The organism is Pseudomonas chlororaphis (genome assembly GCF_001921865.1).
GTDB classification, from domain to species: domain Bacteria; phylum Pseudomonadota; class Gammaproteobacteria; order Pseudomonadales; family Pseudomonadaceae; genus Aquipseudomonas; species Aquipseudomonas chlororaphis_D.
Map to the genome: position 1 here is coordinate 197,529 of NZ_MSCT01000019.1, position 19,265 is coordinate 216,793.

The 19,265-nt window shown below is 63.5% G+C and carries 16 protein-coding genes; 6 read left to right on the plus strand and 10 right to left on the minus strand.

All coding sequences use genetic code 11. The features are described 5' to 3' along the window. The first annotated feature begins 21 nt into the window (after positions 1-21). From ubiG to BTN82_RS21040, 4 genes are all read left to right on the plus strand, one after another. Positions 22-720: a bifunctional 2-polyprenyl-6-hydroxyphenol methylase/3-demethylubiquinol 3-O-methyltransferase UbiG gene (gene ubiG, locus BTN82_RS21025; RefSeq protein ID WP_075121026.1), complete on the plus strand. Its 699-nt coding sequence runs from the start codon at positions 22-24 to the stop codon at positions 718-720. Positions 721-724: 4 nt separating this feature from the next. Beyond that, positions 725-1,396 (plus strand): N-acetylmuramic acid 6-phosphate phosphatase MupP, encoded by a 672-nt coding sequence (mupP, locus tag BTN82_RS21030; RefSeq protein ID WP_075121027.1) that lies wholly within the window; start codon positions 725-727, stop codon positions 1,394-1,396. A gap of 38 nt (positions 1,397-1,434) precedes the next feature. Beyond that, positions 1,435-2,175 (plus strand): YciK family oxidoreductase, encoded by a 741-nt coding sequence (locus tag BTN82_RS21035; protein WP_075121028.1) that lies wholly within the window; start codon positions 1,435-1,437, stop codon positions 2,173-2,175. A gap of 366 nt (positions 2,176-2,541) precedes the next feature. Then, the gene (locus tag BTN82_RS21040) at positions 2,542-3,468 is read left to right on the plus strand and encodes a GGDEF domain-containing protein (RefSeq protein ID WP_075121371.1); all 927 of its coding nucleotides are present in this window, start codon (positions 2,542-2,544) and stop codon (positions 3,466-3,468) included. A gap of 38 nt (positions 3,469-3,506) precedes the next feature. Here the strand turns inward: BTN82_RS21040 and BTN82_RS21045 are convergent, their stop codons facing one another. The 7 genes from BTN82_RS21045 to BTN82_RS21075 all read right to left on the minus strand — a co-directional run bounded on the left by BTN82_RS21045 (position 3,507) and on the right by BTN82_RS21075 (position 11,330). Then, positions 3,507-4,259: a TenA family transcriptional regulator gene (locus BTN82_RS21045; protein WP_410002838.1), complete on the minus strand. Its 753-nt coding sequence runs from the start codon at positions 4,257-4,259 to the stop codon at positions 3,507-3,509. A 78-nt stretch (positions 4,260-4,337) separates the two neighbouring features. Further along, positions 4,338-6,797 (minus strand): EAL domain-containing protein, encoded by a 2,460-nt coding sequence (locus BTN82_RS21050; protein WP_075121030.1) that lies wholly within the window; start codon positions 6,795-6,797, stop codon positions 4,338-4,340. A 204-nt stretch (positions 6,798-7,001) separates the two neighbouring features. Beyond that, a complete protein-coding gene (locus BTN82_RS21055) occupies positions 7,002-8,828 on the minus strand; it encodes an ABC transporter ATP-binding protein (RefSeq protein ID WP_075121031.1) in 1,827 nt (608 codons plus the stop codon). Continuing rightward, positions 8,821-9,456: a DsbA family protein gene (locus BTN82_RS21060; RefSeq protein ID WP_075121032.1), complete on the minus strand. Its 636-nt coding sequence runs from the start codon at positions 9,454-9,456 to the stop codon at positions 8,821-8,823. The genes BTN82_RS21055 and BTN82_RS21060 overlap by 8 nt, the downstream gene beginning before the upstream one ends. A gap of 3 nt (positions 9,457-9,459) precedes the next feature. Beyond that, positions 9,460-10,401 (minus strand): rhodanese-related sulfurtransferase, encoded by a 942-nt coding sequence (locus BTN82_RS21065; RefSeq protein WP_075121033.1) that lies wholly within the window; start codon positions 10,399-10,401, stop codon positions 9,460-9,462. A 101-nt stretch (positions 10,402-10,502) separates the two neighbouring features. After that, on the minus strand, positions 10,503-10,802 hold the full coding sequence (locus tag BTN82_RS21070; RefSeq protein ID WP_075121034.1) for a BolA family protein: 300 nt from the start codon (positions 10,800-10,802) through the stop codon (positions 10,503-10,505). A 12-nt stretch (positions 10,803-10,814) separates the two neighbouring features. Beyond that, positions 10,815-11,330 (minus strand): DUF2059 domain-containing protein, encoded by a 516-nt coding sequence (locus BTN82_RS21075; RefSeq protein WP_075121035.1) that lies wholly within the window; start codon positions 11,328-11,330, stop codon positions 10,815-10,817. Positions 11,331-11,522: 192 nt separating this feature from the next. Between BTN82_RS21075 and BTN82_RS21080 the strand changes: the two genes are divergently transcribed. Continuing rightward, positions 11,523-12,917, plus strand: a complete 1,395-nt coding sequence (locus tag BTN82_RS21080; protein WP_075121036.1) for a class II fumarate hydratase — start codon at positions 11,523-11,525, stop codon at positions 12,915-12,917. A gap of 79 nt (positions 12,918-12,996) precedes the next feature. On the opposite strand, the gene BTN82_RS21085 is transcribed toward BTN82_RS21080, so the two are convergent. From BTN82_RS21085 to pap, 3 genes are all read right to left on the minus strand, one after another. Beyond that, complete coding sequence (locus BTN82_RS21085) at positions 12,997-13,956, minus strand: DMT family transporter (RefSeq protein ID WP_075121037.1); 960 nt, start codon at positions 13,954-13,956, stop codon at positions 12,997-12,999. A gap of 162 nt (positions 13,957-14,118) precedes the next feature. Further along, a complete protein-coding gene (locus BTN82_RS21090; protein WP_075121038.1) occupies positions 14,119-15,303 on the minus strand; it encodes a thiolase family protein in 1,185 nt (394 codons plus the stop codon). A gap of 148 nt (positions 15,304-15,451) precedes the next feature. Beyond that, entirely contained in the window at positions 15,452-16,963 is a 1,512-nt protein-coding gene (gene pap / locus BTN82_RS21095; RefSeq protein ID WP_075121039.1) for a polyphosphate:AMP phosphotransferase, read from the minus strand. 140 nt (positions 16,964-17,103) lie between these two features. Between pap and mnmC the strand changes: the two genes are divergently transcribed. Continuing rightward, complete coding sequence (gene mnmC / locus BTN82_RS21100) at positions 17,104-19,101, plus strand: bifunctional tRNA (5-methylaminomethyl-2-thiouridine)(34)-methyltransferase MnmD/FAD-dependent 5-carboxymethylaminomethyl-2-thiouridine(34) oxidoreductase MnmC (protein ID WP_075121040.1); 1,998 nt, start codon at positions 17,104-17,106, stop codon at positions 19,099-19,101. Positions 19,102-19,265: the final 164 nt, after the last annotated feature.

Sequence of the window (19,265 nt, forward strand, 5' to 3'; positions counted from 1 at the left end):
TTCAGATTCAGAGGATCAGCCATGAGTAACGTCGACCACGCCGAAATCGCCAAATTCGAAGCCCTCGCCCATCGCTGGTGGGACCGCGAAAGCGAGTTCAAACCGTTGCACGACATCAATCCGCTGCGGGTCAACTGGATTGACGAACGCGTCAACCTGGCCGGCAAGAAAGTCCTCGACGTCGGTTGCGGCGGCGGCATCCTCAGCGAAGCCATGGCGCAACGTGGCGCCACGGTTACCGGTATCGACATGGGCGAGGCGCCGCTGGCGGTGGCTCAGTTGCATCAGCTGGAGTCCGGGGTCAACGTCGAGTACCGGCAGATCACCGCCGAAGCCCTGGCCGAAGAAATGCCCGAGCAATTCGACGTGGTCACCTGCCTGGAAATGCTCGAGCACGTACCGGACCCGTCTTCGGTGATCCGCGCCTGCTTCCGCATGGTCAAGCCCGGTGGCCAGGTGTTCTTCTCCACCATCAACCGCAACCCGAAGGCTTATCTGTTCGCCATCATCGGCGCCGAATACATCATGAAGCTGCTGCCGCGCGGCACCCATGATTTCAAGAAATTCATCCGCCCTTCCGAACTGGGAGCCTGGAGCCGCTCAGCCGGCCTGACCGTCAAGGACATCATCGGCCTGACCTACAACCCGCTGACCAAGCACTACAAGCTGGCCGCCGACGTCGACGTCAACTACATGATCCAGACCCTGCGAGAGGAATAAACCCATGCGTATCAGAGCAGTTCTCTTCGACATGGACGGCACCCTGCTCGACACCGCGCCGGACTTCATCGCCATCTGCCAGGCCATGCGTGCCGATCGCGGCCTCGCGCCGATCGTCGACAAGCATATCCGTGACGAAATCTCCGGCGGCGCCCGGGCGATGGTGGCGGTTACCTTCTCGATGGACCCCGAATCCCCGGGCTTCGAAGAGCTGCGCCAGGAATTCCTGGAGCGCTACCTCCAGCATTGCGCCGTGCACAGCAAGCTGTTCGATGGCATGGCCGAGTTGCTGGCCGATATCGAGAAGGCCAACCTGATCTGGGGCGTGGTCACCAACAAGCCGGTGCGTTTTGCCGAGCCGATCATGCAGCAGCTGGGCCTGGCCGAACGCTCCGCCCTGCTGATCTGCCCGGACCATGTGAAGAACAGCAAACCCGATCCGGAGCCGTTGATCCTGGCGTGCAAGATGCTCGACCTCGATCCGGCCAGCGTGCTGTTCGTCGGCGACGACCTGCGCGACATCGAATCGGGGCGCGATGCCGGCACCAAGACCGCGGCCGTGACCTACGGCTATATCCACCCGGATGACAACCCCAAGCACTGGGGCGCCGACGTGGTGGTCGACCACCCGCTGGAACTGCGCCAGGTCCTGGATCATGCGCTGTGCGGCTGCTGATCCGCCCAGGCTTTCGCTTCTGATTTCCCGAGGTTTCTATGTTTGATTATTCCGCCCGCCCCGAACTGCTCAAGGACCGGATCATCCTGGTCACCGGCGCCGGACGCGGCATCGGGGCTGCCGCCGCCAAGACCTACGCCGCCCATGGCGCCACCGTATTGCTGCTGGGCAAGACCGAAGCCAACCTGACTCAGGTCTACGACGAGATCGAAGCCGCCGGCCATCCCCAGCCCGTGGTAATTCCGTTCAACCTCGAAACCGCCCTGCCGCACCAGTACGACGAATTGGCGGCGATGGTCGAGGCCGAGTTCGGCCATCTCGACGGCCTGCTGCACAACGCCTCGATCATCGGGCCGCGCACGCCGCTGGAACAGCTGTCGGGCGAGAACTTCATGCGGGTGATGCAAATCAACGTCAACGCTACGTTCATGTTGACCAGTACCCTGCTGCCGCTGCTCAAGCTGTCCCCGGATGCCTCGGTGGTGTTCACCTCCAGTAGCGTTGGCCGCAAGGGTCGTGCCTATTGGGGAGCCTACGGCGTCTCGAAGTTCGCCACCGAAGGCCTGATGCAAACCCTGGCCGACGAAGTCGACGGCGTGGCGCCAGTGCGCGCCAACAGCATCAACCCGGGCGCCACCCGCACCAGCATGCGCGCCCAGGCCTATCCGGGGGAAAACCCGAGCAACAACCCAATCCCCGAGGACATCATGCCGGTCTATCTCTACCTCATGGGCCCGGACAGCACCGGGATCAACGGCCAGGCCTTCGACGCCCAGTAATGCCTTTCCCCGGCCGCGGCGGAATCCCGTCGCGGCACCTCTTTCCGGCCGACTTGCGCCGCGTCACTGCCAGACAAATACCGCCCTGCGACTTCACTGCGCCCGGTCACGTCAGTCAACCCCATGAATTAAAAAGCATTTTGTCCAAATGAACAAAATGGCACGACTTTCGCTCTAATTTCCCTCAGATACGCAGCGTACTGACGAAACTCAGCGGCGATTGAGTCGGGGCTTATAACGGCCCCCAAAGCGGATTAGACTGTTGGTTCTCGTCCTATGGGACTGATGGAACAGTACGACGTGCAGCCCCAAGCCGCCCTCACCCAGCCAGTCACACTGCATTACGTGCCCAGGGGCTCACGCCATATGAAAACACCGACCCAGACCAACGCAATTGACTTCGACAGCGCCAAATTGCAACGCCTGGGCTTTGGCCAGCAATCGCCGCTCCTGCAGCGCCCGGTGAGCCTCGCCCAACTGCGCCAGCAATTGAGCCTGCAATTGCAGACCAGCCTGGAGCCGCAACGCATACTCGGCCTGTTCTACCGCGCAACCCAACGCCTTGTTCCCCTCGATGCCCTGGTTTACCAGCACAAGCCCAGCGACCTGCGCCTGGAGTTCGGCCAACGCGGCCACCACTCCGTCAGCTACAGCCTGAGCCACGAAGGCGAACCCATGGGCGAATTGGTGTTTCGTCGCAACCAGCGCTTCAGCGACCAGGAACAGAGCCATCTGGAGTCGCTGTTGTCTGCCCTGCTGTATCCGATGCGCAATGCCCTGCTCTATCGGGCCGCCACCCGCAGCGCCCTGCGCGACCCCTTGACCGACACCGGCAACCGGATCGCCATGGATCAGACGCTGCAACGGGAAATTGACATGGCCCGTCGCCACCTGCACCCGCTGTCACTGCTGATGCTGGATATCGACCACTTCAAGAGAATCAACGACAGCCACGGTCACAGCGCCGGCGACCAAGTGCTCAAGGCCGTTGCCGCAGCGATCAAGGCGCAGTTGCGCAATGTCGACATGGTGTTTCGTTTTGGCGGCGAGGAGTTCCTGATCCTGCTGTCCAACACCGGCCGCGATGCCGCGGCCATGGTGGGAGAACGGCTGCGCCAAGCCACGCAGGCCAAGGAGTATTGGGCGGATGACACCTTGATTGAACTGACGGTCAGCCTGGGTTGTTCGACCCTGCTGCCGGGGGAGTCGGCCGAGAGCCTGTTACGCCGCGCGGACAGCGCGCTGTATGTGGCCAAGCGTGAAGGCCGGAACCGCCTGGCGATGGCTGGCTGAGCGAGTTGCCCTGAAGCGGCCTGCGTCTCAGGCACTCCTCAACCTTCGGCCAGCGCCAACCGCTCACGCGCAACCACTGCCTTTTCCTGCTGCATGCAACGCTCCAGGAACAGGTACATGTAGTCATAACTCTTGCAGATCGCCTGACGCAGCTCGCCCTGCAACGTTTTGCTCGGGTTGATTCCAGCCAGGGTACAGATGATTTCCAGCGCCTCCCAAGGGTGTGCGTCGTCGTACTGGGCATGCATTTTCAGCCACTTCATCGCCCGCTTGCGCTCTTCTTCGGGAAAGGCCGCGGCATACACACCAGTGGAACAGACCTGCGCCGACCACTCGCCCGTCGCGCCCTCGATCGCATAGTTGGTCGCGGCGATCGCCACGATCAGCGCATCGGCGGAACTGGTATGCCAGCACCAATGACTCAAGGCATGCAACTCCGGCGGGACCTGCTGCGCTTGCAGGTCCTCCAGGCTCACGCCATGGGCGCGGCTCCAGTTCACCCAGTAATCGGCATGGTTGAGCTCAACCCGGATATTGCGCATCAACCAGCGTCGCGCCATGTCTTCGCCGGGATGCCGGGCAAAGCGGGTCTTGGTCAGGTTCTGCGCCATGTACAGGGCGAACTGCTCGACCACCGGCCAACCGCCAATCAGGTACAGGCGCATGGTCTTGTTGCTGAGTTTGTTATCACGCATGCGCTGATACAGTTCGTGATCGACCACACGGCGCTTGCTCTCGCTGCAATCCTGGATCAGTTGCTGGGCCCAGGCGGGATAACTGGCGGCGTCCATGAGCGGGCCAGTTCTGTTGAATACGTCGATCACTGTCGGGGCTCCTTTTGAGGGTGATGGTACGGATCAGCGAGAGATTCAACGGAACGTGCCGGGAGCCTTGAATAACAGAGGCTGTGGTCGCGAAGGCCGACACTGCAGACTGTCACAGGTAAAGAGTTGCGGGCGCTCGATCAGGTAGCCCTGAGCGTAATCCACGCCGATTTCCAGCAATGCCTGTTCAATTTGCGGTGTTTCGACAAACTCGGCAATCGTGCGTTTGCCCATCACATGACCGATATGGTTGATCACCTCGACCATCGCGCGATTGATTGGGTCGTCCAGCATATCCTTGACGAAACTTCCATCGATCTTCAGGAAGTCTACAGGCAAATGTTTGAGATAAGCGAATGACGACATTCCCGCGCAAAAGTCGTCCAGGGAGAAATGACACCCCAAGCCCTTGAGTTCGTTAATGAAGCGAATGGCACTGCCGAGGTTGGAAATGGCGCTGGTTTCGGTGATTTCAAAACAAATCATGTCCGGCGGAACGCCATGGACACCGAACTGCTCGCGCAGGAAGCCCAGGAAAGCCTCGTCGCCGATGGTCGCGCCCGACAGGTTGATCGCGCACATCGCCAAGGGCCCTTCCCGTTCTTCGCGAATGCATTCGGCAATGATCTTGAACACATTCTCCACGACCCAACGGTCCAGGGACGTCATCAGCCCATAGCGCTCGGCGGCCGGGATGAAACTGTCGGGCAGAATCATCCGCCCGGCCTCGTCATGCAGGCGCAGCAGGATTTCGATGTGCCCGCCAAGCCGTCCGGCATGCCCCAGCGCGGCGATTTCCTGGGCATACAGACAGAAACGGTTCTCCTCCAGCGCCATGTGCAGGCGCTGTACCCAGGCCATTTCACCAAACCGCAGAGACAACTCCGAATCGTCCGCGTGGTAGACCTGCACCCGATTACGCCCCTTCTCCTTGGCCATGTAGCAGGCCATGTCCGCGGCCCGCAGCGAAGCCTCGAGGGTGGTCGGGGTTTGTGCCACATGCACCAGGCCGATGCTGACGGTGGTGACGAAGGGCCGGCCTTTCCAGACAAAGTGCAGGTTCTGCACAGTCTGGCGCAGGCCTTCGGCGATCTTTTCCGCTGCGTCCGGCGAACAGTTCTCCAGCAGGATGCCGAATTCGTCGCCCCCCAGCCGCGCCAGGGTATCCCCCTCGCGCAAGCCCGACTGGAGCAAGGCGCAGATATGCCGGAGCAATTCGTCCCCCGCCGCATGGCCGCAGGTATCGTTGACCAGTTTGAACTGGTCCAGGTCGAGGAACATCAGCGCATGCCGCCCCGGTTGCCGGATCAGGTTATGCAGCGCCTGCTCCAGCCGATGCTCGAACTCGCGGCGGTTGGCCAGGCCGGTCAAGGCATCGTGGGTCGCCTGCCAGGACAGATTGGCGATGTACTGGCGTTCCTGGGTCATGTCATGCAGCACCAATACCGTACCGCTGACTTTACCAGCGTTCTGGATGGGCGCGCCGACCAGGGTCACCGACACCGTGCTGCCATCCAGGCGCTGGATCAGCTTCGAGTGCTCGCTGCCGCCGCTGAGCTGGCCACTGAGGATGTGCTCGATCAGGGTGAAGCCGTCGGCCTGGGCATTTTCATCCAGCAGGTTGAACAACGCGGCCAGCGGCAACCCCACGGCCTGTTCGGCCTTCCAGTGAGTCATTTCCTCGGCGGCCGGGTTCATATAGGCAATGGCGCCGTCCACATCGGTGGTGATGACGCCGTCGCCAATGGACTGCAAGGTGATCTGCGCCCGCTCCTTTTCCAGCTGCAGGGCGCTGGCAAAGGCATGACGCTGCGCCAGCAACTTATGGGTCCGCAACAACGCCAGGACAATCAGCCCCAGCGCGGTGGCCAGGTTGGTGATCAGCAGCAGCCGCAGAATCACCCGCGACCCCTCGCCCAAGGCATCGCTGAACGCCTTGGCCGCGGGCGTCACACCGTCGTTGATGGCAAATATCTGGTTTTTCCAGCGCTGGATATCGGCATCGGTCGCCTGATTGCTGGTAATGCCGCGATGCATATCATGGGCCACGTTATCCAGTTGCACCAGGTAACTGTCGCCCACGGTCCACAGGTCGATGGCTTTTTCCAGGTAGCTGAAATGACGAAAATTCAGGTACAGCCAGATCACGCTGTCGCTGTCGTCGGGGTGATTGCCGCCTTTGAGAATCCCCGCCCGGGCGGCCTCCAGGTCAGGCGGCTGCCGATCCAGGGCCACCCGCAGCTCATGCCCGCCCTGGGGCACGGCAATAGCATTCTGGTATTTCAGAAAGATCGATTCGTCGCGACTGTCGGCGTAGAGGTTGAGGTAGTAGATAGCGTCCTTCTGGCCCTTGGACCACAGGCTTTCCCCCGCCACGTAGCCACGTACCGCCGAAAGCACATACAAGCTGAGGCCACCCAACAGCGCTTGAAACGTCACCACCGCGATAAATGGCCAGACAATGCCCAATAGCCGTGGCGTTCCGAGAGTCCGCTTTTGCTTCATGAGGTCCCTTGCATAAGCACTGCCAGATGAACACCCGAGAAAGTACCGCTCCTGACAGCTCAGACTAGGCTAATTTCCGCGGCTTCGAGCGTACCGCTCGCGACGCTCAAGCCTCCAGCCCATCGAAACACGGCCACGCCGTGCTGCAAGAAAGCGGTTTCCCCCAGGGAATTCAAGCACTAAGCACAGAAAACCGGACAAAACTCAAGGTTGTTGGACTTGCTGCAAATGCCCATAAAGCTTGGCGTAAAGGCCACCATCGGCGATCAGCTGCTGATGGTCGCCATCTTCGGCAATCTGCCCACCATCGAACACCAGCACCCGATCCGCCTGTTTTACTGCGGACAGGCGGTGGGCAATGATCAGCGTGGTGCGCCCATGCAGGAAACGCGTCAGCGCCTGATGCAGGTTGTACTCGGTGGCGGCGTCCAGGGCGGAGGTGGCTTCGTCGAGGATCACCACCTTGGGTTCGGCCAGGACCATCCGCGCGATCGCCAGGCGCTGACGCTGGCCGCCGGACAGGCGCACACCGGAACGGCCGACGACGCTGTCCAAGCCGTTGGCCAGGGCGCGTACGGTCGAGTCCAGCTGGGCAATCTCCAACGCTCGCCAGCAGGCTTCGTCGCTGCGTTCGCGGCCCATGGTCAGGTTGGCGCGAATGCTGTCGTTGAACAGCGCCGGATGCTGCAACACCACCGCGACGTTTTCGCGCAGGGTTTCCAGGCCGATCTCCTGCTGGGTCGAGCCGCCAAAACGAATGACGCCCGCCTGCGGCGTATAGAGCCCCAGCAGCAGTTGCACCAGGGTGCTCTTGCCGCCGCCGCTGGCGCCGACGATCGCCACTTTTTCGCCAGGTTCGATCGACAGGTTCATCTGGTCGAGCACCGGTTCGTCGCCATAACCGAAACTCAGGCCGCTGACCTCGATACCCACGGTCTCGCGCCCCTGGAACGGATCGACGCCCCCGGCATACTGCGGTTCGTCGGCGCGCGACAGCAGCTCGTTGATGCGCGACAGCGCGCCACCGGCGGCGTAGTAGGCGTATTGCAGGTTCAACAGTTGCTCGACCGGGCCGATCATGAACCACAGGTAGCTGAACACGGCCAGCATCTGGCCAATCGACAGGTCGGAAAACAGCACGGTCAGCATGGCCGCCGCGCGAAAGATATCGATCCCGAACTGGAACAGCAGCCCGCTGGCCCGGTTGGAAGCATCGCTCTTCCATTGCGAGGCCACCGCGTAGTCCCGCACATCCCGGGCGCGCTGGCCGAGGCGGCCGAGGAAAAAGCCCTGACGGTTGCCGGCGCGTACTTCCTGGATCGCGTCCAGGGTTTCGGTCAACGCCTGGGTGAAACGCGAGGTGCTGTCGTTCTCGAGCTTCTTCAGGTGCTTGACCCGTTTGCCCAACTGCACCGTGGCGTAGATCACCAACGGGTTGAACAATAGGATCAGCAGCGCCAGCTGCCAGTGCATCCACATCAGGATGCCCGCGGTGCCCACCAGTGTGAGCATGGCCACCAGGAAACGGCTGAGGGTCTCGCCGACAAACTTGTCGAGGGTGTCGAGGTCGGTGACCAGGTGGGTGGTCACGGTGCCGCTGCCCAGGCTTTCGTACTCGCCCAGGGAAATGCGCTTGAGGCGCTCGATCAACCGCAGGCGGATGCGAAAGACGATGTCCTTGGCCAACCCGGCAAACAAGCGAGCCTGCAGGACGTTGAACAGCAAGGCCGCGCAACGCAGCATCAGGGTGACCAGCAACATCAGGCCGATGTAGCCGGCTGCGCTCTGCCAGCCCGCGGGCAACGCTTGATTCATGACCTTCAGTGCGGCATCGCCGTGCCCCAGCAGCACTTCGTCCACCAGCAGCGGCAGCAGCAACGGAATCGGCACGCTGCACAGCGTCGCCAGGACGGCCACGCCGTTGGCGATCCACAGGGCTTTCTTATGTTGCAGTGCCAGCCGGCGGACTTCCGCCCAGCTCAGGCGGTCGACGGGTTCCGGTGCTTGTGGATCACGAACCCGATCACGCACAGGCAGCACGCTCCAGCCAGCGACCGAGCAATGGCGCGAGTTCGTTCAAGGGCTGATAACCATTGGTCAGCAACGCCAGCTGGCCGTTACGCTCGGCCAACAGGGTCGGGAAACCAGCGATGCCCAGGTCCTGGACCCAGGTGAAGTCCGCGGCGGTAGCCGCATGCTGTTCGGCGCGGTCGAAGGCCTCGGCGAACTCGATGCGCGGCACGCCCGCCTGTTCGGCCAACTCCACCAAAACGCTGGCGCGCGTGACATCGCGACCCTCGGCGTAAAACGCCCGCTGGATCAGGCCCAGGAGTTTCCAGGCGCAATCCGGCGCCAGCCCGCGCGCCGTGACGATGGCGCGGCATGCAGGTTCCGTGTCGTAGACAAAACCTTCGGGCAAGGCGCCCTCGAACTTGAACGGCTGGCCAGTGGCCTCGGTGACCGCCTGCCAGTGCTCGAAGATATAGCGCCGGGTGGTCGGCTCCAGCGCCGCGCCGCTGCCGGTGCGCAGGCCGCCCACCACCAGATGCAACTCGACGCCCGCCACCCGAGCCTGCTCGACCAGAGCCTCGGCCACTGGCGCAAAGCCCCAGCACCACGAACACATCGGGTCCATCACATAGAGCAGGCGGGCGGACATGGCTCAGGCCTCGGAAGAAGATTGCTTGTAGTTGTAACCAATCGGATGCGGCATGTTGCGAGCCTTGGCCAGTTCAATCTGCTTCTGCCGGTCGATGGCGCTGCGGCGGGTTTTCTCGCTCAGCGTGTCCCAGCAATGCGGGCAACTGATACCCGGCACATAGTGCTCGCTGGCGCGGTCCTCGACGCTGACCGGCGTGCGGCAGGCATGACATTGATCGTAGTCGCCTTCGCTCAGGTCGTGACGCACGGTGACCCGATTATCAAAGACGAAGCAGTCGCCCTGCCATTTACTCTCCTGCTGCGGCACCTCCTCGAGGTACTTGAGGATACCGCCCTTGAGGTGGAAGACCTCGCCGAAACCTTCGCTGAGCATGTAGCTCGAGGCCTTCTCGCAGCGGATGCCGCCGGTGCAGAACATCGCGACTTTCTTGTGCTTGCTCGGGTCGAAGTGGGCTTTGATGTAGTCGGGGAACTCGCGAAAACTGGTGGTTTTCGGATCGATGGCGCCTTCGAAGGTGCCGATCGAGACTTCATAGTCGTTACGGGTGTCGATCAGCAGCACTTGCGGGTCGCTGATCAAGGCATTCCAGTCTTGCGGCTCGACGTAGGTACCGACCTGCTTGTTCGGGTCGACGCCGGGTACACCCAGGGTCACGATCTCTTTCTTGAGCTTGACCTTGGTGCGGTAGAACGGCTGCTCGTCGCAGTAGGATTCCTTGTGGTCGATATCGACCATGCGCGGATCGTTGCGCAGCCAGGCCAGCAGCCCGTCGATGCCTTCACGGCTGCCGGAAACGGTGCCATTGATGCCTTCTTCGGCAATCAGCAGGGTGCCCTTGATGCCGTTGTCGAGCATCGCGTTGAGCAGCGGCTCGCGCAGGGAAACGTAGTCTTCGAGGGTGACGAACTTATACAGTGCCGCCACGACAATCGGTTGTGTCATGGGTGATTCTCCAGGTGGCTACCCTCGCAAAGGGTGAACCGGATGCAAAAAAAACGCGCCGACTGAGCGGCGCGTTGCGGATTCTAGCAAAAAACCTGGGGTTAATGCTTGCTGCCGCCGGCGCAGGTCGGCGAGGCCGGGGCCGCGCCGATCTTTACCCACTCTTGCGGGGTGTAGGTATGCAGCGCCAACGCATGGAACTGGCCCATCAACTCGCCCAGGGTCGCGTAGACCTTCTGGTGGCGTTTGACGCTATTGAGCCCGGCGAACTGCTCGCTGACCAGCACGGCCTTGAAGTGCGTCTGCAGACCGCGGCTGTGCATGTGGCTTTCGTCCAGCACCTGCAAATGCTCAGGCTGCAAGGCGCCCAGGGCCGCTTCGATACGTTGTTGCATGGTCATTCCTGGCTCCGCTTACTTCTTCTTCGCCGGTGCGGCCTTAGGCTCGAGCTCGGCGGTCATGTCGGCCAGCAGTTTATTGACCACCGGTACCGCGCTTTCCAGCTTGCCCTGGGTCATCTGCGCCGATTGCTGGGTCAGCTGAGGCATTTTTTCCAGGACTTTCTTGCCCAGCGGCGACTGGTAGAACGCCACCAGGTCCTTGAGTTCGGATTCGCTGAAGTTGCTGGTATAGAGCTTGACCATGTCCGGCTTCAGCTTGTTCCAGCCGATGGCCTGGTCCAGGGCGGCGTTGGCCTTGGCCTGGTAGGTTTCCAGCACGGCCTTTTTCGACTCAGGGGCTTTGGTCTGTTCAAAACGCTGAGCGAACATTTGCTGCACTTGCATGTACACCGGAGTGCCCAGCTTGTCAGCGTGCGCCAGGGTCAGGAAAGCTTCGGCACTGGCGTTGTGGCTGGCGGTATCGGCAAGCACCTGGCCGCTGGCGCAAACCAGAGCAACCGCGGTACAGATGGCGCGAAGACGAGTCATCGAGTTTCCTTTTCTAGCAGGCGAGGTATAACCCCAAGGGCGCTCATTCTGCGCCTAAAAATCTCCGCCGCTCAACCCCAACCCTTGTCCTACCTGCATTTGCTCGACCAAACGACACAAAAGGCGCTTTATGGAACCCCGGCCGTGGATCACGGCCTAAACTGCGCAATCAGACCTACAGGAGTGAGCACGATGAGCCGAATCGAAACCGACAGCCTTGGCCAGGTTGAAGTCCCGGACGACGCCTACTGGGGCGCCCAGACCCAGCGTTCGCTGATCAACTTTGCCATCGGCAACGAGCGCATGCCGCTGTCGGTCCTGCATGCCCTGGCGTTGATCAAGAAGGCCGCCGCCCGGGTCAACGACCGCAACGGCGACCTGCCCGCCAATATCGCCCGGCTGATCGAACAGGCCGCCGACGAAGTGCTGGACGGCCAGCATGACGACCAGTTCCCGCTGGTGGTCTGGCAGACCGGCAGCGGCACCCAGAGCAACATGAACGTCAACGAGGTGATTGCCGGGCGGGCCAACGAACTGGCCGGCAATCCGCGGGGCGGCAAGACGCCCGTCCATCCCAACGATCATGTGAACCGCTCGCAAAGTTCCAACGATTGCTTCCCCACGGCAATGCATATCGCCGCGGCCCAGGCGGTACAGCAGCACCTGCTGCCGGCGATCGCCGAGCTGTCCGGCGGCCTGGCCGAACTCTCGGCGCGCCACATGAAGCTGGTGAAGACCGGTCGCACCCACATGATGGACGCCACGCCGATCACCTTCGGCCAGGAACTCTCGGGCTTCATCGCGCAGCTGGACTATGCCCAGCGCGCCATTCGCGCGGCCCTGCCGTCGGTGTGTGAACTGGCCCAGGGCGGGACCGCCGTCGGCACCGGGCTGAACTCGCCCCACGGTTTCGGCGAGGCGATCGCCGCCGAACTGGCGGCCTTGTCCGGATTGCCGTTCGTGACCGCACCGAACAAGTTCGCCGCCCTCGCCGGCCACGAACCCCTGACCACCCTTTCCGGGGCCCTGAAGACCCTGGCCGTGTGCTTGATGAAAATAGCCAACGACCTGCGCCTGCTGGGCTCCGGACCGCGCGCCGGGCTGGCCGAAGTCCGCCTGCCGGCCAACGAACCGGGCAGTTCGATCATGCCGGGCAAGGTCAACCCGACCCAGTGCGAAGCCCTGTCGATGCTGGCCTGCCAGGTGCTGGGCAACGACGTCGCCATCGGCTTCGCCGCGAGCCAGGGCCATCTGCAACTGAACGTGTTCAAGCCGGTGATCATCCACAACCTGCTGCAATCGGTGCGCCTGCTCGCCGACGGCTGCAGCAACTTCCAGCAGCACTGCATTGCCGGCCTGGAGCCCGACCCGGTGCAGATGGCCGCCCACCTGGAACGCGGGCTGATGCTGGTGACCGCGCTCAACACCCATATCGGCTACGACAAGTCCGCCGAGATCGCCAAGAAAGCCTACGCCGAGAACCTCACCTTGCGTGAAGCGGCGCTGGAACTGGGGTATCTGACGGACGCGGAGTTCGATGCCTGGGTACGGCCGGAGAATATGCTCGAGGCCGGGAAGCAGGGGTAAACCCGGAAGGTACTATCGCGAACAAGCTCGCTTCTGCAGAAGAGCCCCGCGCCCCTGTAGGAGCGAGCTTGCTCGCGATTCACTCTTGCGCCATGCGCATCCGCCGGGCTTTGAGCCCGGCCATCAGCGACGGCCCCAGGGCCGTCAACGCCGACCCCAGCACCACCAGGATCGCCCCGCCATACCCCAGGGCATTGATCTGCTCGGCATGCACATATTGCGGCCACAACCAGGCCGCCAGCGCCACCGCGCCAAAGGTCACCAGCGGCGTGATCGCCAGCGTGGCACTGACCCGCGACGCTTCCCAATGGGCCAGTGCTTCGGCGAAGGCACCGTAGGCAATCAGGGTATTCAGGCAGCAGGCCAGCAGCAGCCAGCCTTGCAAGGGGCTCAGTTCGAGCGCTTCCAGCGGATGGGCCCACGGGGTGAGCAGCAAGGCGCAGGACAGGTAGATCACCATCATCACCTGCAACGAATTCCACACCGTCAGCAGCTGTTTCTGGCCCAGGGCGTAAAAGGTCCAGACCGCCGAGGCCGCGAGCACCGTCAGCACGCCGGCGGTGTAGTTGCTCAGGGAGGTCAGCAGCTCGCTCAGGCGCTGGTTGAAAAACAGTCCGAAACCGATCAGCAGCACGGCCAGGCCAATCCCCTGCCCCAGGCTGAAACGCTCCTTGAAGACAAAGAGGCTGGCGATCAGCAGCAGGATCGGCCCCATCTGCACCACCAGTTGCGCGGTGCCGGGGCTCAACAGGTTGAGCCCCATCAGGTACAGCACGTAGTTGCCCACCAGCCCGCAAACGGCCATCAGCACCAACCAGCCGCCGCGCGGCCCGAGCGCCCGCCAACTGGGTAAGCGCTTGACCGCCGCCAGGTAGACCAACAAGAAACCGCCGGAGACCAGCAGGCGAAACCAGGTCACGGTCACCGGGTCCATCACCGTCAGCACTTGCTTGAGTTTGATCGGCAGGATGCCCCACAGCAGCGCCGTGAGCAGCGCGAGGAACAATCCATACACCCAGCGACCGGTTGAGACGTGCATGCGAACCCCGAAAACCTGACAGGCGAGTGCAGGCATTCTAGGTCCGGACCTGAGACTTACACAGAGACAGTTGGAGGGTTAACGCGAATAGGATTGTGCAGGTCGTAAAAAGCATCGCGAGCACGCTCGCCCCTACAGGGAGCGAGCGTGCTCGCGATAGGTTCAGCGCACCGCTTCGAACAGCCCGGTCGCGCCCATGCCGCCGCCCACGCACATGGTGACGATGCCGTAGCGCAGGTTGCGCCGTTGCAGCTCACGCACCAGGTGGCCGACCTGGCGCGAACCGGTCATGCCGAACGGGTGGCCGATGGAGATCGAGCCGCCGTTGACGTTGTATCGGGCATTGTCGATCTCCAGCCGGTTACGGCTGTACAGGCACTGCGAAGCGAACGCCTCGTTCAACTCCCAGAGATCGATGTCGGCCACTTGCAGGCCCTTGGCCTTGAGCAGCTTGGGCACCGAGAACACCGGGCCGATGCCCATTTCGTCCGGCTCGCAGCCGGCTACGGTGAAGCCGCGAAAGAATGCCTTGGGCTTGAGCCCCAGGGCCAGGGCGCGCTCCAGGCTCATGACCAGGGTCATGGACGCGCCGTCGGACAGTTGCGAAGAGTTGCCCGCGGTCACCGAGCCGTCTTCGGCGAACACCGGCTTCAGGCTGGCGAGGTTTTCCAGGGTGGTGTCCGGCCGGTTGCAGTCGTCGCGATCGACCACGCCGTCGAGGATCTGCACCTGGCCGCTGTGCTTGTCCTCGACCTTGTACTGCACCGCCATCGGCACGATCTCGTCGTCGAACAACCCGGCCGCCTGGGCCGCCGCGGTGCGCTGCTGACTTTGCAGGGCGTACAGGTCCTGCTCTGCGCGGCTGACGTTGTAACGTCGAGCGACCACTTCGGCGGTCTGGCCCATGGGGAAATAGATCCCCGGCACCTGCTCCTTGAGCAGCGGGTTGATCAGGTTGTCGGTGTTGACGCTTTTCATCGTCAGGCTGATGGACTCGACGCCGCCGGCAACGATGATGTCGCTGCAACCGGACGCGATCTGGTTGGCCGCGATGGCAATCGCCTGCAGGCCGGAAGAGCAGAAACGGTTGAGGGTCATGCCCGCGGTGCCAGTGCCCAGTTGGGACAACACCGCGACGTTGCGCCCGATGTTGTAACCCTGGGCACCTTCGTTGGAGCCGGCGCCGACGATGCAGTCCTCGACGCTGGCTGGGTCGATGCCGTTGCGGGCGAGCAGCGCATTGACGCAATGGGCGGCCATGTCATCCGGACGGGTCTGGTTGAACTTGCCGCGAAAGGACTTGGCCAGGCCGGTCCGCACGCTATCGACGATCACCACTTCACGCATGGCATACCTCATTGTTGTTGTCGGTTGTGAGTGGCCCGAGCATAGATCCAGCCTTGGCAGGCGGCGACGATCATTCACCCGCCGTATGCAAAACCATCGGGTCCATGGCGTGGTATCGCGCCCCGCCTGCAAGTCGGCGGTGCGCAGGTTATTTCTTGCGCTTCTTCTCCTTCTTGTCGGACTTGTCGAACGCCGCTTCCAGTGCCCGGTTGAGGGTGCGCAGGACCTTGACCCGCGCCCAGCGCTTGTCGTTGGCCTCCACCAGGGTCCAGGACGAAACCTCGGTGCTGGTGCGGTCGACCATGTCGCCGACGGCGGCGCGGTAGGCGTCCCATTTGTCGCGGTTGCGCCAGTCGTCCTCGGTGATCTTGAAGCGCTTGAACGGGATCTCTTCTCGGGCCTGGAAACGTTCCAGTTGGGTCTGTTTGTCGATCGCCAGCCAGAACTTGACCACGATCACCCCGGCGTCCTCGAGCTGCTCCTCGAAATCGTTGATCTCGCCATAGGCGCGCAGCCAGTCGGCCGGGCTGCAAAAGCCCTCGACCCGCTCCACCAGCACCCGGCCGTACCAGGAGCGGTCGAACACGGTGAACTTGCCGCGCGCCGGAATATGCCGCCAGAACCGCCACAGATAGGGCTGGGCGCGCTCCTCCTCGGTCGGCGCGGCAATCGGCACGATGCTGTATTGGCGTGGGTCCAGCGCCGCCGCCACCCGGCGGATCGCCCCGCCCTTGCCCGCGGCATCGTTGCCCTCGAACACCGCCACCAGGGCGTGGCGGCGCATGCGCTTGTCGCGCAGCAGCCCGGCCAGGCGCGCCTGCTCGGTAATCAGCTGCTCCTCGTAGTCGTCCTTGTCCAGGTGCTGGGTCATGTCCAGGCTGTCGAGCAGGGTCAGCTTGTCGACCGCCTCGGCCAGCGGCGCCACATGGGGCTCGGCTTCGAGCGCCGGCCGGCTGAGCGCGTTCTGCAGGCCTTCGAGAAGAATCTTGCCCACCGCCAGGCTGCGGTAATGCGGGTCCACGCCCTCGATCACATGCCAGGGCGCATAGTCGCGGCTGGTGCGGCGCAGCACGCGCTCGCCGTATTTGACGAACTTGTCGTAGGTCTCCGACTGCTGCCAATCCAGCGGGCTGATGCGCCAGCTGTGCAGCGGGTCGTCCTGCAACGACTTGAGGCGGGCCTTCATTTGCTTCTTGGACAGGTGGAACCAGAACTTGAAGATCAGCGCGCCTTCGTCGCACAGCATCTTTTCCAGGCGCTCGGCGCCGGTGATGGCCTGGTCGAAACGCGCGTCCTTGAACAGGTCGTGCACGCGCCCCTGGAGCATCTGGCTGTACCAGTTGCCGAAAAACACCCCCATGCGGCCCTTGGCCGGGAGCATCCGCCAGTAGCGCCAGGCCGGCGGTCGGGACAGTTCTTCGTCGGTCTGCTGATCGAACGTACGCACCTCGATCAGGCGCGGGTCCATCCATTCGTTGAGCAGTTTCACCGTCTCGCCCTTGCCGGCGCCCTCGATCCCGTTGATCAGCACGATCACCGGAAAGCGGGCTTTCTGCTGCAACTCGAACTGGGCTTCGAGCAGCGCTTCGCGCAGGGCCGGGACTTCGGCATCAAAGGTCTTTTTGTCGATGGCGTGACCGATTTCGGCTGATTCGAACATGAGCGACTCCCTGGCAAGATGGAGCAAGACTAGCGGATCGACACACGATTTGTCTGGACCCAAGCGCCCGCCATTGCCATGGATCATGACGGCCTGTGTCGATCGGCTAGAATGGCCGCCTTGCCGCGACCGAGCCGAACATGACTGCCGAATTGCCTCCCTGCCCGCCTTCCCATGCCCAGCTCGACTGGGACGACCAGGGCCGCCCGCACTCGCGGGTCTTCGACGATGTGTATTTCTCCACCGAATCGGGCCTGGACGAAACCCGCCATGTGTTTCTCGAACAGAACCGCCTGCGCGAACGGTTTGCCGCGCTGGCGCCGGGCGAGCGGTTTGTCATCGGTGAAACCGGCTTCGGCACCGGGCTGAATTTCCTCTGCGCCTGGCAGTTGTTCGAGCAACAGGCCGACGCCAGCGCGCGCCTGCATTTCATCAGTGTGGAAAAGTACCCGCTGAGCCCCGCGGACCTGCAGCGCGCCCTGGCCCTGTGGCCGGAGCTTGCGCCCCTGGCCGCCCGCCTGCTGCGCGCCTATGTCGCCGTGCACCAGGGCTTCCAGCGCCTGGTGCTGGACGCTGGCCGGGTCACCCTGACCTTGCTGGTCGGCGATGCCCGCGAGCAGTTGCCGCAACTCGACGGCCAGGTCGATGCCTGGTTCCTCGACGGTTTCGCCCCGGCGAAAAACCCGGAGATGTGGACCGCCGAGCTGTTCGCCGAACTGGCACGCCTGGCGGCGCCGGGCTCGAGCATCAGCACCTTCACCAGCACCGGCTGGGTTCGCCGCCTGCTCAATGCCGCGGGCTTCAAGATGAAGCGCACCCCGGGCATCGGCCACAAGTGGGAAGTGCTGCGCGGCGCGTTTCTCGGCTGGCCCGAAGACGCCCCACCGCCCGCCGCAAACAAGCCCTGGTTCGCCCGCCCGCCGCAACGCGTCCAGGACAAACACGCGCTGGTGATCGGCGCCGGCCTGGCCGGTTGCGCCAGCGCCGCCAGCCTGGCCGCGCGGGGTTGGCAGGTCAGCCTGCTGGAGCGTCACGGGCAATTGGCCCAGGAGGCCTCGGGCAACCCGCAGGGGGTGCTGTACCTGAAACTCTCGGCCCACGGCACGGCCCTGTCGCAGATGATTCTCAGCGGCTTCGGCTACACCCGGCGCCTGCTCGAACAGCTGCAACGGGGCATCGACTGGGATGGCTGCGGCGTGCTGCAACTGGCCTTCAACGCCAAGGAAGCCGAGCGCCAGGCGCAGTTGGCCGCAGCCTTCCCCGCAGACCTGCTGCAGCAGCTGGACCAGCCCCAGGCCGAGGCCCTGGCCGGCATCGGCCTGGAACACGGCGGGTTGTTCTACCCGGAAGGCGGCTGGGTCCACCCGCCGGCCTTGTGCCAATGGCAAGCCGCGCACCCGCAAGTCCGCCTGCTGCCCCATCACGACGTGCTGGAGCTGCGCCGGGTCGACGGCCAGTGGCAGGCCTGGGACGGCGAGCGCCTGCTGGCCAGCGCCGAGGTGGCGATCCTTGCCGGCGCCGCCGAGATCAAGCGTTTTGCGCCCAGCGCCGAGCTGCCGCTCAAGCGCATCCGCGGGCAGATCACCCGCCTGCCGCAAACCGCACGCAGCCAAGCCCTGGCCACGGTGGTCTGCGCCGAAGGTTATATCGCCCCCGCGCGCCTGGGCGAACACACCCTGGGCGCCAGCTTCGACTTCAAGAGCGACGACCTCACGCCCACCGCCGCCGAGCACGCGGGCAACCTGGCCATGCTCGAGGAAATATCCCAGGACCTGCGGGCACGCCTGGAGGCCCAGCGGCTGCAACCTGAAACCCTCGAAGGCCGCGCCGCCTTCCGTTGCACCAGCCCGGACTACCTGCCGATCGTCGGCCCCCTGGCCGACCAGGCCGCGTTCGCCGAGGTCTATGCGGTACTGGGCAAGGACGCGCGCCAGGTCCCGGACCTGCCCTGCCCCTGGCTCGACGGCCTGTACATCAACAGCGGCCACGGCTCGCGCGGCTTGATCACCGCGCCGCTGGCGGGCGAGCTGCTGGCCGCCTGGCTAGACGACGAGCCGTTGCCCCTGCCCCGCGCCGTGGCCGAGGCCTGCCACCCCAACCGCTTTGCCTTGCGTCGGTTGATTCGCGGCAAAGCCTGAAACCAGGCAGCGATGCCAGGCACCCTGGCATCGCTTCGCCACCTCGGCGCAAACGCCCACGGGCCCTGCCGGCGTGGCAAAACTCCAGGCATATCAAGACCTTCAGCACGCCCCGCAACGCACTACCAGCCCGCCGCTTATAACCCATCGGTCTAAAACTCCAG